Origin of the sequence: Curtobacterium sp. L6-1, assembly GCF_018885305.1 — a bacterium.
In the GTDB taxonomy this organism is placed as follows: Bacteria; Actinomycetota; Actinomycetes; order Actinomycetales; family Microbacteriaceae; genus Curtobacterium; species Curtobacterium aetherium.
The window spans coordinates 784,706-798,145 of the sequence record NZ_CP076544.1 but is presented as its reverse complement, the minus strand read 5'-3'; the positions used below and the strand labels follow the sequence as shown (position 1 = coordinate 798,145).

The following is a 13,440-nucleotide window of genomic DNA, read 5'->3' as shown; positions in this document are numbered from 1 at the left end:
CGGTGTCGGTCCGGCGCCCCTGGTGCTCACTCGGCGGGGGTGGTCTCCGCGGCCTTGGCGGCCTCGGCCGTCGGCTCGGCGTTCTTGTCGGCGTCGGCGATCGGCTCGCCGATCTCCTTCGCTGCGACCTGCGCGTCGGCGTCGTTCTCCTGGACCGTGGCGCCCTCGCCCGTCGTCTGACCGGCGGCGTCGCCCGAGAGGAGCTCCTGCTCCCACTCGGCCAGCGGCTCGGAGGACTCGTCGTCGCCACCGTTGTGGCGGGTCTTGAGGCCCTCGGCCGCGGCGTCGGCGACGATGCGGGTCAGGAGGCCGACGGAACGGATCGCGTCGTCGTTGCCCGGGATCGGGTACGTGATCTCGTCCGGGTCGCAGTTGGTGTCGAGGATGCCGATGATCGGGATCCCGAGCTTCTGCGCCTCGTCGACGGCGAGGTGCTCCTTCTTGGTGTCGACGATCCAGAGCGCGCTCGGGGTCCGCGTGAGGTTGCGGATACCACCGAGGGTCTTGTGGAGCTTGTCCAGCTCGCGCTTCTTGATGAGGAGCTCCTTCTTGGTGAAGCCCTTCGTCGTGTCGTCGAAGTCGATCTCCTCGAGCTCCTTCATGCGCGCGAGGCGCTTGGAGACCGTCTGGAAGTTCGTGAGCAGACCGCCGAGCCAACGCTGGTTGACGTACGGCTGGCCGACGCGGGTCGCCTGCTCGGCGATGGAGCCCTGGGCCTGCTTCTTGGTGCCCACGAAGAGGATCGTGCCACCGTGCGCGACCGTCTCCTTGACGAAGTCGTACGCGCGGTCGATGAAGGCCAGCGACTGCTGCAGGTCGATGATGTGGATGCCCGAGCGCTCGGCGAGGATGAAGCGCTTCACCTTCGGGTTCCACCGACGGGTCTGGTGTCCGAAGTGGACGCCGCTGTCGAGCAGCTGGCGGATGGTGACGACGGCCATGCCGTCCCTCCTTGTTCTCGGCACACGGAACGAGCCGTGTGCACGGTTGCGGTTGTGTCGATCACGACCGGTGGTCGTGGTCCCTGGTGCCCTGCCCGTGCGACCGCCCGCTCGTGAGAGCAGGACCGGTGGTCACAGGACGCGCCGGAGGCCGGCGGTGGTGGACACGCGAAGTCAGCGCGCTCAGCGCGCTGCTGGATGAATGCTAACAGAACGGGAGGCCCGGATCACGCGCGCGACGCGGCGCACGTGATCCGGGCCTCCCGGACGTGGAACGGGTGTGTCAGGACTTGGCGCCCACGGTGTCGCCCTCGGCGCTGATGCCCATCTCCTCGAGGGAGCGGCCCTTCGTCTCGGGGATCTTCGCGATGACGAAGAAGAACGAGATGAGGGCGAACAGCGCGTAGATGCCGTACGTGACCGTGAGGTTGAAGCTCGACAGGACGGGGAAGGTGATCGTGACGACGAAGTTCGCGACCCAGTTGGCGGCCGACCCGATGCCGAGCGCGGTCGCTCGGATGCGGTTCGGGAACATCTCGCCCAGGAGCACCCACATGAGCGGACCCCAGGTGGCGCCGAACGAGACGACGAAGAGGTTCGCGAAGATGAGCGCGATGATGCCCCACGCGCCCGGCAGGCTCGGTTCGCCGTCGACCATGACCGACTGCGAGAACGCGATGGCGACCATCGTCAGCGACACGAACATGCCCGCGGAACCGGCGACCAGCAGCGGCTTGCGACCGACCTTGTCCACCAGGAAGATCGCGATGAACGTCACCGCCACGTTGACCACGGAGGTGATCGTGGAGATGAGGAACGAGTCGCTCTCCTTGAACCCGACGGCCTGCCAGAGGGTGGTCGAGTAGTAGAAGATCACGTTGATGCCGACGAACTGCTGCAGCACGGCGAGGATGATGCCGACCCAGACGATGGGCTGCAGACCGAAGCGGTTGCCGCGGACGGAACCCTTCTTCTCGTTGGCTTCCTTCTCGATGCCGTCCTGGATCTCCTCCAGGCTCGTGTTCACGGTGTCGCGCGGCACGATCTTCGTCATGACGTCACGTGCGTCGTCGGACCGGCCCTTGGTGAGCAGGTAGCGCGGCGACTCCGGCAGCACGATCGCGAGGACGCCGTAGACGATCGACGGGATCACGCCGACCAGGAACATCCAGCGCCACGCGGGCAGACCGAAGACCTCGGCCGAGGCGCTGCCGGCCGTGACGGCGAAGAACTGGTCGGACAGCAGGGCGGCGAAGATACCGAGGGTGATGGCGAGCTGCTGGAACGAGGCCAGCCGCCCACGGATCGCCTTCGGGGAGACCTCGGAGATGTACGCCGGTGCGATGACCGACGCAGTACCGATACCGAGACCGCCGATGAGGCGCCACAGGACGAAGTCCCACGTGGCGAACGCGAAGCCGGAGCCGATCGAGGAGACGAAGAAGAGCACCGCCGCCCAGAACATGACGCGGGTGCGACCCCAGCGGTCGGCGAGCCGGCCGGCGAAGTAGGCGCCGAACGCACAGCCGATCAGAGCCGACGCGACCGCGAAGCCGCTCGCCGCCTCGGACAGGCCGAACTCACCCTTGATCGCTTCGACCGCGCCGTTGATGACGGACGAGTCGAATCCGAAGAGGAAGCCACCGACCGCCGCCGCGATGGCGAACAGTGTGACCTTCCCCTTGAACGCACGGTCCTCGCCGTGCTCGGTGGTCCTGGTCGACACGATGCTCCTGGGTTCCCGCCGCCGTGCCGGGTGGTGCACGGTGCCCCGGCGGTCGACTGGATCGCCGACCGAGCGGCGTTGCGGTGTCCGGAGCGGCCCCGACAGTACCCCTTCGGCGGCTCGGGAGCACATCGGGAACGGTGCGGGGCAGCTCCGGGACGGCGCGGGGCACCTCCGGGACAGCGGCGCGCGCGGACCTCGGGGTCCGGGAGCACGGGGGCACGGGGCACGGGGCACTCCTGCACCGGACGGCAGGCGCGGGGCGCTCTCCACAGGTCGGTCGCGGCGACGTCGCGGTCAGCCCGCCAGCCGCCACGCTGGCGGCATGGAGCGCGGGGCGGGTGGCGGCGGGTGCCGCGAGTGCGGGGAGGCGTTCGGCGGCCAGGGCAGCCAGCGCGGCCAACGCAGCCAGCGCAGCCAGCGCAGCCAGCGCGGCGAGGGCAGCTGGGGATCGAGTGCCCGCCCACGGCGGCGGCGTGCTGCGGCCTCCGGGCGCGTCGCTCCGTCGCGTCGGTGGCTCGGTCGGCGGCGGTCGCCGGTCGGGCTGTCGGTCGCGGCGGTCCTCGTGGCCGTCCTCGTGGCCGTCCTCGCGGCGCTCCCGGTGGCGGGCGCGGTCGCAGGGCCCGCGCCCACCGCTGCGGCGGAACCTCCCGGGCGCGGAGCCGGAGCGGCATCGACACCGGGCGGGTCAGCACGGTCCCGGGAGGTCCACTGGGACTGGCCGACCCGCACCCGGGTCGTGCAGCGCCCCTGGGAGGCACCGACCTCCGACTACGGCCCCGGGCACCGCGGCCTCGACGTCGCCGCGCCGCCGGGGACGCCGGTGGTCGCTCCGGACGCCGGCACCATCGCCTTCGCGGGTCCCGTGGGCGGTCGGTCCGTCGTCACCGTGGACCACGGTGACGGCCTCGTGAGCACCCTCGACCCGGTGGAGCCGACCGTGCGGAAGGGTGACCCGGTGGAGCGGGGCCAGCGGGTCGGCACCGCCGGACCTGGGCACTGCGCGTCCGCGACGCCCTGCCTGCACCTCGGGGCCCGGGTCGACGGACGCTACGTCGACCCGCTGCCGTTCCTGACGCCGGCGGAGTGGCCGGTCCTGCTGCCGGACGGGACGGCGGGCGCACGCGCTGTGGACCGGGGTCGACGCCGACCGGGACGGGTCCGCGCGTGGTCAGGCCCGCGGGTGCGCGGTCCGGTACACCTCGCGGAGCCGGGCGGATGACACGTGCGTGTAGATCTGCGTGGTGCCGAGGCTCGCGTGCCCGAGCAGCTCCTGGACGGCGCGGAGGTCCGCTCCCCCGTCGAGCAGGTGCGTGGCCGCGGTGTGGCGGAAGGTGTGCGGCCCGCTCGGCCCGGCACCGGGCAGCGCCTCGAGGACGCGGGCGACGATGCGGTAGGCGCCGCGCGTCCCGAGCCGTGCTCCGCGGTCGCCGAGGAACAGCGCATCCCCGGCCGCCACCGGTCGGGCCCCGTCCCTGCTCGGGCCGGTGGGGATGAGTGCGGGTCGGCCGCGCTCCAGCCACGCCTCGAGGGCGTCCCGCGCCGGCGTCCCGAACGGCACGACGCGCTCCTTCCCGCCCTTGCCCAGGACGCGCACGGTCAGGCGCTCCCGGTCGAGGTCGGCGACGTCCAACCCGACGAGCTCGCTGACGCGGATGCCCGCGGCGTAGAGGAGCTCGACGACGGCGCGGTCACGGAGCGCTCCCGGGTCGTCGCCGGCAGCCCGGACGTCGAGGCCGTCGAGCATCGCCCGCACCTGGTCCTGCGTCACGACGCGTGGCAGGTGCGCGGCTCCCTTCGGTGCGCGGAGCCGCACGCCGGGGTCGACCGCGAGGACCCCCGACTCACTCGCCCACCGGGTGAACGCCCGGACCGAGGCACTCCGACGGGCGATCGTGGACCGGGCGAGCCCACGCTGGTTCGCCGTCCACAGCCAGTCGCGGAGGAGGTCGAGCGTGACGTCCTCCACGGCGAGGAGCCGGCGCCCCGCGGCGAACTCCACGAGGTCCTCGAGGTCTGCCCGGTAGGCCCGGACGGTCTGCTCGCTGAGCCCCCGGGCGTGACGCCCGTGGTCCAGGAAGGCGGTGACGGCAGCCCCGAGGCCGCGCCCCGCTGCGGTCCCCCGCTCTCCGTCGTCACGCATGCTCGTCAGCGTACGGCGGTCGGCAGCGCGCCGGTCGCACCACACCACTCCGCTGCCGGGCCGGCGGACGCCGTCCCGGTCACACGACGCGCCACCCCGTCGGCCCGCGCTCGACCAACCCCTGCAGTTCGGCGAGGGCGAGTGCGTCGGTCGCGTCGGACAGGGACAGACCCGACCGCCGCACGACCTCGTCGAGCGGGACCGGACGACGGCGGCCGAGGGCATCGACCGCACGGAGGACGTCCGGGTCGACCCGGGCGCCGGTGATCGGCACCTCGGCGTCCACGGCGGTGTCGTCTCCCGACCAGGCCCGGAGCGCGGCGTCGGCGGGGTCGCGCGGGTGCACGACGAGCTCGGCCCGCCGGTCCGCGACCAGCCGGTGACAGCCCACCGACGCCGAGGACGAGTACGGACCCGGAACGGCGAACACCGGTCGGCCGAGCTGCCCGGCGTGGTGCGCGGTGTTCAGCGCCCCGGAGCGGGCGCCGGCCTCGACCACGACCGACACGGTCCCCATCGCGGCGATGAGCCGGTTGCGCGCCAGGAAGCGCCACCGTGACGGCCGGGTGCCGGGCGGACACTCCGCGAACAGGGCCCCGCGCTCGGCGATCGTCCGCAGCATCGGGGCGTTCGCCGCCGGGTAGAGCTGGTCGATGCCTCCCGCCAGGACGGCGACGGTCGGTGCCCCCGCACCGAGCGCCACGCGGTGCGCGACGGCGTCGATGCCGTACGCGCCACCGGAGACAACCAGGCAGCTGGCGTCGACGGCGGCCGAGGCGACCTCCGCCGCTGCCTCGGCCCCGAGCACGGTGTTCGCCCGCGCACCGACGACGGACACGGCGGGCCGGGTGTCGAGGTGGTCCCCACCGCGCCGCCAGAGCACGAGCGGTGCGTGCGGGCCGAGGTCGTCGATCCCGGGCGGCCAGTCCTCGTCCCCGGGCAGCACGAGGGAGCACCCGACGGCCTCGGCGGCGTGCAGCACGGCGTCGACGTCGAGCCGCCGCACTCGGTGCCGCCACCGGTCGAGGGCGGGGACGAGGGCCGCAGCGGTCTGGCGAGCGAGCTCCGCACGGCTGTCGTCCTCGGCGTCGTCCGTCAGCGGGAGGCCCGCCTCGACGAGCAGCTCCCCCAGGAGGCCCGGCCCGGCGTCGAGCGCGTCGAGCACCGCGCGGACGGACCTGCCCGCGCCGAGCCGACCGACCAGTTCCCCGGCGTCGCGGTCCCCCGGCTCGACGACGGTCGACCACGCGACCCGCGCGAGGACCTCGTCCTCGTCCACCTTCCCCGAACGCACCGCCTCCGCCCGCAGGCGCGCGAGCACGGCGTTCCGACCACCACGCCCGGCGGCGGCGTGCACGCTGCCTCCGTGCACGCCGGTCACAGCGCGGTCCGCAACGCCAGCGCCCGCTCGACGTGCCGCCGCTCGGGGCGTTCGTCCCCGGTGAGGTCGGCCATCGTCCACGCCAGCCGCATCACCCGGTCCCAGCCCCGCATCGTCAGCGTCCCGATGTCGAGCCCCCGGTCGAGCACCTCGGTGGCGCCGGGTGCCGCTCGCCCGTCCTCCCGCAGCCACGGTCCGCTGACCTCGGCGTTCCGGCTCCACCCGGTCCCGTGCAGCCGGTCGCGCATCCGCGCTCGCGCGTCGTCCACGACCCGCTTCGCCTCCGCCGTGCTCGGTGTCGCGCCCTCGCTCGCCCGCAGCGTCCCGGTGGTGACCCGCGGCACGGCGACACGGATGTCGATCCGGTCGAGGAGCGGGCCGGAGAGTCGGCCGAGGTACCGCCGGACGGCACTCGGCACGCACGTGCACGGCGGACCACCGAGCGCACCGGCGTTCCCGCACGGGCAGGGGTTCGCCGCCAGGACCAGCTGACACCGGGCGGGGAACTCGGCCGAGCCGCCGGCGCGGTGCACCGTGATGCGCCCGGACTCCAACGGCTGGCGGAGCGCGTCGAGCACCACGCGCGGGAACTCGGTGGCCTCGTCGAGGAAGAGGACTCCCCGGGTCGCGCGCGACACCGCACCCGGCCGGAGCTGCCCGCTCCCCCCGCCGATGAGCGCGGCTGCCGAGGCGGAGTGGTGCGGCGCCTCCCACGGCGGTCGACGGGTCCACGATCGCGCACCGTGTCCCGCGACCGAGCGCACCGCCGCCACCTCGAGCGCGGCGTCCGGTTCGAGGTCGGGCAGCAGGGCCGGCAACCGCTCGGCCAGCATGGTCTTGCCGGCCCCGGGCGGGCCGAGCAGCAGCACGTGGTGTCCCCCGGCGGCTGCGGCGACGACGGCCCGGACGCCGACGGCGTTGCCGACGACGTCGGCGAGTTCGGCCGGTGGACGCGTGTCGTCGGGCGCGGGCGGCGGCAGCACCGGGTCGACGAACCCCTCCGGCAGGGCCGCGCCGGCGTCGATGGCGGCCGACCGGAGCGAGTCCACGGCGGTGAGCGCCACACCGGGGACCGCCTGCGCCTCGGCGAGGTTCCCGACCGGCAGGACGACCCGGTCCACGCCCGCTGCGCGCGCCGCGAGGACGACCGGGATGATCCCCGGTACCGGGCGGACCCGGCCGTCGAGCCCGAGCTCCCCGACGTACACGGTGCGCCGGTCCGCTCCCGGGGCCGTGCCCGCAGCCGCCAGGACCGCCATGGCGATGGCGAGGTCGAACCCCGAACCGCGCTTCGGCACGCTCGCCGGCGTGAGGTTCACCGTGATCCGCCGGGACGGCAGCGGGCAGTCCGCGACCGCCGCCGCCGACCGCACGCGCTCCCGGGCCTCCCCGAGGGACGCATCGGGCAGACCGATGATGCTGAAGGTCGGGAGCTGGCTGGTCAGGTGCGCCTCCACCTCGACGAGGCTCCCCTGCACCCCGACGAGCGCCACCGCCGAGGTGCGCCCGATGTCGCTCACGCGACGCCCTCGACGTGCTCGATCGCGACGTGGTCGTCGATGACGGTGACCGCGACGCAGTCGATCCGGATCGTCCGCGCCGTCTGGTCACGGTGCGCGGAGAACCACGCGGGCACCAGCTGCCGGAGACGTGCCAGCTTGCGGGGTGTCACCGCTTCGAGCGGGTGCCCGGTCCCCTGCCCCGTCCGCGTCTTGACCTCGACGAAGACGACGGCGTCGCCGTGCCGCGCGACGATGTCGACCTCACCCCGGGCACACCGCCAGTTCCGGTCGATGACGGTGAAGCCGTTCCGCCCGAGCCACTCCACGGCGTGGTCTTCCCCGGTGCGTCCCGTGGTCCTGCGCGGATCGACGGAGGCGGATGGTTCTGCACGATTCCTCATGCGTCCACGTTCTCGTCCGAGCACGAACAAAGTGCACTCGGTCCACGGAACTGTGGATGACGCAGCGGAACGACCGTCCTGTGCAGGAATGCCTTCCGGAAAGGCCGGGAACGACAAGAGCCGGACAATTCCTCACGGAATGTCCGGCTCGTGCCGTGACCGGCGGTGACCGCCGGTCGAGATGCTCAGTGTGCGGCTGCGTACGCTTCCTGCACCTGCGTCGAGATACGCCCACGAGAAGAAACCTCGTACCCGTTCTCCTTCGCCCATTCGCGGATCTTGCCGAGTTCCTCGGAGTTGCCGCGCTTCGGCGAACCCGAGCCCGAGGCCTTGCCCGTCGAACCGGTGCGACGCCCGGCGGTCTTGCGCGCCGCGGCGATGTAGTCCGAGATCGCGTCGCGGAACTTGTCCACGTTGTCGTTCGACAGGTCGATCTCGTAGGACGAACCGTCGAACGCGAACTCGACCGTACGGCCATCGCCAGCGGCGATCGGCGAATCGTCGAGATCGTCGACGAGCTGGACAGTGACCTTCTGCGCCATTTCTCACTCCTTCAAGGTGGTGGTACGCACCAAGGTTAACGCAGGAGTGCGAAGAATGCCGGAATACGGCGGCGCGTTCTACTCGTCGAGTGCGAGTTCCTTCGGCAGTTCGAGTTCCCGCGCGGTGAGTTCTTCCACGTTGACGTCCTTGAACGTGAGCACCCGGACCGACTTCACGAAACGGTCGGAACGGTAGACGTCCCACACCCAAACGTCGTTCATCGTCAATTCGAAGTAGAAGTCGTGCTCGGTGTCCCGACGCACCAGTTCGACCTCGTTCGCCAGGTAGAACCGTCGCTCCGTCTCGACCACGTACCGGAACTGCCCCACGACGTCGCGGTACTCGCGGTACAGGGCAAGTTCGACCTCGCGGTCGTAGTCGTCGAATTCTTCGTCATCCATCGCGCGACCAGTCTAGAGCGCCGCCGGGCGCACGGACCGCCCCTCGGGCAGAACCGCGTCGACGGTCAGCCGACCAGGCTGTCGAGCTCCTCGAAGCCGTCGAGCGCGACACTCGAGGCCGCGTGCAGCCATGTCGTCCGGTGCAGGGCGTGCGGGCCGACGGCGCGGATGGCGTCGTAGTGCGCGGTCGACCCGTACCCCTTGTTCGACGCCCACGCGTAGTGCGGCGCGTCCTCGTGCGCGGCGGTCATCAGGTCGTCCCGAGCGACCTTCGCGACGACGGACGCCGCGGCGACGGAGGCACAGTCTCGGTCGGCCTTCACGCGGACCTGCACGTCGAGCGGACGGTGCTCGGCGGGCAGTGCCCGCGAGAGCCAGTCGAACGACCCGTCGAGCAGCACCACGGCGCCGTCGAGCGAGACGCCGTCCTCGACCAGGGAAGCGATGGCGCGGGCGCCGGCGAGCCCCAGTGCGGCGACGATGCCCTGGTCGTCGACGACCTTCGCGGACGCCATGCCGACCGAGGTGCGCGCCCACCGCGTGACGGCGGGTACCAGGGCGGTGCGCCGTGCCTGCGAGAGGAGCTTGGAGTCGGCGAGGCCCTGCGGCACCCGGCGCACGTCCACCGTGACCGCGGCCGCCCCGACGCCGACCGGCCCGGCGATGGCGCCGCGACCGACCTCGTCGACGCCGATGACCGTCACCCGGCCCGCGGCGAAGAGGGACTTCTCGAGGCGCAGCGAGGGCCGGACCGCGGTCACCGGTCCCGCTCCTCCACGCCGGCGAAGACCTCGGGGTGGTCGTCGAGCCACTCCCAGCGGCTGGCGGGCCAGGAGATCACGAAGGCACGGCCGGTCACGTCGGACAGCGGCACGAAGCCCTTCGACGGGGTGTCGCCGTTGTACCGCGAGTCCTTCGAGTCGTTGCGGTTGTCGCCCATCACCCAGATCGTGCCCTTCGGCACCGTCACCGAGAAGTCGGTGAGCGAGGCACGGGTGTCACCGGCCGGCAGCTTCAGGTACGGCTCGGTGATCGGCACGCCGTTCACGGACATCTGCCCGAGGTCGTTGCAGCACTCGACCTCGTCGCCCGGCAGACCGATGACGCGCTTGATGAGGTGGTCGTCGCTGTCGCCGGTCCCGAGGCCGACCTGCGTGAGCAGCCAGTCCGCGGCCTTGCCGACGGGCGATGCCGGGGTGACGTTCGGCAGCTGCTCGCCGGAGAGCCAGCCGCCCGGGTCCTTGAACACGACGACGTCCCCGCGCTTGAGCGCCACGGTGTCCGGCACGAGTTCGTTGACGATCACGCGGTCGTTGATCTGCAGCGTGTTCTGCATCGACGCCGATGGGATGTAGAACGAGCGGATCAGGAAGGTCTTGACCAGGAACGAGACGAGGAGGGCCGCGATGAAGATGATCACCAGGTCGCGCAGGAAGGTGAGCACGCCGTTCCGGGCCTTCTTCGCGCTGCGCGGGCGACGGGTCTCGCCCTCAGTCGTGTCCGTCATCTTCACTCTCGTCGCCCTGTCCCCGGGAACGCTCCGGGACACGAGACCACCGGGAACGGCGGGCTCCGGGAACGGACGAGCCCCCCGCCGTTGCACAACCGTACATCGGCGGGGGGCTCGCAGCAGACCCCGTCGACCGGGGCACACTGTGAAGGCGATCAGTTGTCGCGCTTCTCCTTGATCTTGCGACGGGCAGCCTTGCCGCGGAGCTCGCGGAGGTAGTAGAGCTTCGCGCGACGGACGTCACCGCGGGTGACGATCTCGACGTGGTCGATGATCGGCGAGTGCACGGGGAACATGCGCTCGACGCCGACCTGGAAGCTCACCTTGCGGACCGTGAAGGTCTCGCCGATGCCGTGGCCCTGGCGGCCGATGACGACGCCCTGGAACACCTGGATACGCGAGCGCGTGCCTTCGACGATGTTGACGTGCACCTTGACGGTGTCGCCGGGGCGGAAGTCGGGGTGGTCGGTGCGCAGGGCACCGGCGGTCACGTGGTCGAGCAGCTGCATGATGGTGTCACTTCCTGCGGACGCACACGGGTCGCCGCGGATCGAATTCGGAAAAGTACGAGATGCGTGCCCGGTGTCGGCGACTCCCCCGTGGCAGAGTCAAGCCAGGGCACGAAGATCCATCTTGCCACACGGGACACACCGCAGCCAACCGGCAGGATGGACCCATGATCGAACTCCGCACCCCCGCCGAACTCGACGGACTGCGTGTCGCGGGCCGCTTCGTCGCCGACGTCCTCGACGCCCTGCTCGAGACGGTCGACGTCGGCGTGAACCTGCTCGACCTGGACCGCGTCGCCGCGCGGATGATCGCCGACCGCGGTGCCGAGAGCTGCTACGTCGACTACCACCCGTCCTTCGGCAGGTCGCCGTTCGGCAAGAACCTCTGCACGTCGGTCAACGACGCCGCCCTGCACGGCCTCCCGTACGACCGCGTCCTCGTCGACGGAGACCTGGTGAGCCTCGACTTCGCCGCGAGCGTGGACGGCTGGGTCGCCGACTCCGCGGTGACGGTGCAGGTCGGCACGCAGCGCGACGAGGACCAGCGCCTCATCGCCACGGTCGAGCAGTGCCTGGCCGCGGGCATCGCCCAGGCAGCACCCGGCAACAAGCTCGGGGACGTCTCGGCTGCCATCGGGTCGGTCGCCCGGCAGGCCGGGTACGGCGTCAACCTGCAGTTCGGCGGCCACGGCGTCGGACGGACGATGCACGGCGACCCGCACGTCCCGAACGACGGGCGCCCCGGACGCGGCCTGAAGCTCCGTCCCGGCCTCGTCGTCGCGATCGAACCGTGGCTCATGCAGGGCACCGACGAACTCGTCCAGGACGACGACGGGTGGACCCTGCGCAGCGTCGACGGCTCGCGTGCGGCGCACGTCGAGCACACGGTCGCGGTGACCGAGGCCGGCCCCGAGGTGCTCACCCTCCGTCGCGCCCAGCGCGCCGACGCGGCCGTCTGACGGACGGGAGGCGCGGTGGCGGCCCGCCCCGCGCCTCCCGTCCGTCGGCCCGGACAGATCCGCGGAAGCGACAGATCACCTCGAACGGTCGGCGGCAGTCTGTCGCTTCCGCGGTGCCGATGGACCGCCGGCTCCGACAGCGCCAGACCACCCGGCAGGCGCTGCGCCGAGAGCGCTACGCGTCCGGCAGCAGGTCGGGCCGGACGCGCCGCGTCCGCTCCACCTGCTGCTCGTGCCGCCAGGTGGCGACCCGGCCGTGGTGCCCGCTGAGCAGGACGTCGGGGACGTCGAGCCCGCGCCACGAGGCCGGCTTGGTGTACGAGGGGTACTCGAGGAGGCCGTCCTCGTGCGACTCCTCGACGAGCGACTCGGGGTTGCCGACGACACCCGGGACCAGTCGTCCGACGGCTTCGATCATCGCCATCGCGGCGACCTCGCCGCCGTTCAGCACGTAGTCGCCGAGGGACAGCTCGACGACGGTGCTCCGGGCGGCGGCCCACTCGAACACGCGGGCGTCGATCCCCTCGTACCGCCCGCAGGCGAAGACGAGGTGGTCGTGCTCGGCGAGGGAGCGTGCGATGGTCTGCCGGAAGGGGGTGCCCGCCGGGGTCGGGACGACGAGCGTCGACGACCCGTCCGGCCGGAGCAGGGCGTCGAGCGCCTGGGCCCACGGCTCGGGCTTCATCACCATGCCGGCACCGCCGCCGTACGGGGTGTCGTCGACGGTGCGGTGCCGGTCGGTCGTCCACGACCGCAGGTCGTGCACGTGCAGGTCGAGCAGACCGCCCTGCCGGGCCTTCCCGACCAGCGAGACGTCGAGCACCCCAAAGAACTCGGGGAAGATCGTGACGATGTCGATCCGCACGATCAGCTCTCGGTGGGGGTGACCGTCTCGGGGCGGCTCGTGTCCTCGGGCTCCTCGAAGAGGCCCGTGGGCGGCGTGACCGTGACGGTGCCGGCGTCCAGGTCGACCGAGGGGACGATCGCCGCGACGAACGGCACGAGGACCTCGCCGCGGGTCTCGGTGTCGACCGCGAGCAGGTCCTGCGCCGGCATGTGGTCGACCCGTGCGACGGTGCCCACCTGCACGCCGTCGCGGAGCACGGCCAGGCCGACCAGCTGGTGGTCGTACCAGGCGTCGTCCTCGCCGGTCTCTTCCTCGGTGTCCTGCTCGACCCAGAGGATCGCCCGCGCGAGGGTCTCGGCGGCGGTCCGGTCGGCGACACCCTCGAAGAAGGCGACGGGGTGCGAGTTGTACCAGCGCAGCTCCTCGAGCGCGATGGTCTTCCCCGACCAGGGAGAGTCGTCGGGGACCTGGAGCGTGAAGACCGCTCCCGGCACGAACCGACGATCCGGGTCGTCGGTGTAGAGCTCGAGCTTGATGCCGCCCTTGAGCCCGTGTGCCTTCGTGATGCGACCCACCC

General features: G+C 72.1%; 15 protein-coding genes. 2 read left to right on the top strand and 13 right to left on the bottom strand.

What is annotated here, in order from left to right; all coding sequences use genetic code 11:
- Window positions 1-26: 26 nt before the first annotated feature.
- Window positions 27-941: a 30S ribosomal protein S2 gene (gene rpsB, locus KM842_RS03760; protein WP_216261069.1), complete on the bottom strand. Its 915-nt coding sequence runs from the start codon at window positions 939-941 to the stop codon at window positions 27-29.
- A 283-nt stretch (window positions 942-1,224) separates the two neighbouring features.
- Window positions 1,225-2,667 carry a sugar porter family MFS transporter gene (locus KM842_RS03755; protein WP_253206235.1) on the bottom strand — a complete coding sequence of 481 codons (1,443 nt, stop codon included), beginning with the start codon at window positions 2,665-2,667 and terminating at the stop codon, window positions 1,225-1,227.
- On the opposite strand from KM842_RS03755, the gene KM842_RS16015 reads away from it, so the two are divergent.
- Complete coding sequence (locus KM842_RS16015) at window positions 2,552-3,889, top strand: M23 family metallopeptidase (protein WP_367397708.1); 1,338 nt, start codon at window positions 2,552-2,554, stop codon at window positions 3,887-3,889. The two genes, KM842_RS03755 and KM842_RS16015, sit on opposite strands and share 116 nt — an antisense overlap.
- Here the strand turns inward: KM842_RS16015 and KM842_RS03745 are convergent.
- From KM842_RS03745 to rplS, 9 genes are all read right to left on the bottom strand, one after another.
- On the bottom strand, window positions 3,839-4,810 hold the full coding sequence (locus tag KM842_RS03745) for a tyrosine recombinase XerC (RefSeq protein WP_216261063.1): 972 nt from the start codon (window positions 4,808-4,810) through the stop codon (window positions 3,839-3,841). The genes KM842_RS16015 and KM842_RS03745 overlap by 51 nt on opposite strands.
- 79 nt (window positions 4,811-4,889) lie before the next feature.
- Window positions 4,890-6,191: a DNA-processing protein DprA gene (locus KM842_RS03740; RefSeq protein WP_253206234.1), complete on the bottom strand. Its 1,302-nt coding sequence runs from the start codon at window positions 6,189-6,191 to the stop codon at window positions 4,890-4,892.
- Window positions 6,188-7,711, bottom strand: coding sequence for a YifB family Mg chelatase-like AAA ATPase (locus tag KM842_RS03735; RefSeq protein ID WP_216261060.1), 1,524 nt, complete (start codon window positions 7,709-7,711; stop codon window positions 6,188-6,190). Before KM842_RS03735 ends, KM842_RS03740 begins: the two co-directional genes overlap by 4 nt.
- Window positions 7,708-8,094: a YraN family protein gene (locus tag KM842_RS03730; RefSeq protein ID WP_216261058.1), complete on the bottom strand. Its 387-nt coding sequence runs from the start codon at window positions 8,092-8,094 to the stop codon at window positions 7,708-7,710. Before KM842_RS03730 ends, KM842_RS03735 begins: the two co-directional genes overlap by 4 nt.
- Before the next feature lie 185 nt (window positions 8,095-8,279).
- Window positions 8,280-8,636, bottom strand: a complete 357-nt coding sequence (locus KM842_RS03725) for a histone-like nucleoid-structuring protein Lsr2 (RefSeq protein ID WP_216261056.1) — start codon at window positions 8,634-8,636, stop codon at window positions 8,280-8,282.
- Between the two features lie 78 nt (window positions 8,637-8,714).
- Window positions 8,715-9,038, bottom strand: a complete 324-nt coding sequence (locus KM842_RS03720; RefSeq protein ID WP_110826150.1) for a DUF2469 family protein — start codon at window positions 9,036-9,038, stop codon at window positions 8,715-8,717.
- Window positions 9,039-9,103: 65 nt separating this feature from the next.
- Window positions 9,104-9,799, bottom strand: coding sequence for a ribonuclease HII (gene rnhB, locus KM842_RS03715; protein ID WP_216261054.1), 696 nt, complete (start codon window positions 9,797-9,799; stop codon window positions 9,104-9,106).
- On the bottom strand, window positions 9,796-10,545 hold the full coding sequence (lepB, locus tag KM842_RS03710) for a signal peptidase I (protein ID WP_216261052.1): 750 nt from the start codon (window positions 10,543-10,545) through the stop codon (window positions 9,796-9,798). The genes rnhB and lepB overlap by 4 nt, the downstream gene beginning before the upstream one ends.
- Window positions 10,546-10,703: 158 nt before the next feature.
- Window positions 10,704-11,057 (bottom strand): 50S ribosomal protein L19, encoded by a 354-nt coding sequence (gene rplS, locus KM842_RS03705; RefSeq protein ID WP_110826147.1) that lies wholly within the window; start codon window positions 11,055-11,057, stop codon window positions 10,704-10,706.
- Between the two features lie 167 nt (window positions 11,058-11,224).
- On the opposite strand from rplS, the gene map reads away from it, so the two are divergent.
- Window positions 11,225-12,016, top strand: a complete 792-nt coding sequence (map, locus tag KM842_RS03700; RefSeq protein WP_216261050.1) for a type I methionyl aminopeptidase — start codon at window positions 11,225-11,227, stop codon at window positions 12,014-12,016.
- 175 nt (window positions 12,017-12,191) lie between these two features.
- Here map and trmD read toward each other — a convergent pair whose 3' ends face one another.
- On the bottom strand, window positions 12,192-12,881 hold the full coding sequence (trmD, locus tag KM842_RS03695) for a tRNA (guanosine(37)-N1)-methyltransferase TrmD (RefSeq protein ID WP_216261048.1): 690 nt from the start codon (window positions 12,879-12,881) through the stop codon (window positions 12,192-12,194).
- 2 nt (window positions 12,882-12,883) lie between these two features.
- Window positions 12,884-13,438, bottom strand: coding sequence for a ribosome maturation factor RimM (rimM, locus tag KM842_RS03690; RefSeq protein ID WP_216261046.1), 555 nt, complete (start codon window positions 13,436-13,438; stop codon window positions 12,884-12,886).
- Window positions 13,439-13,440: the final 2 nt, after the last annotated feature.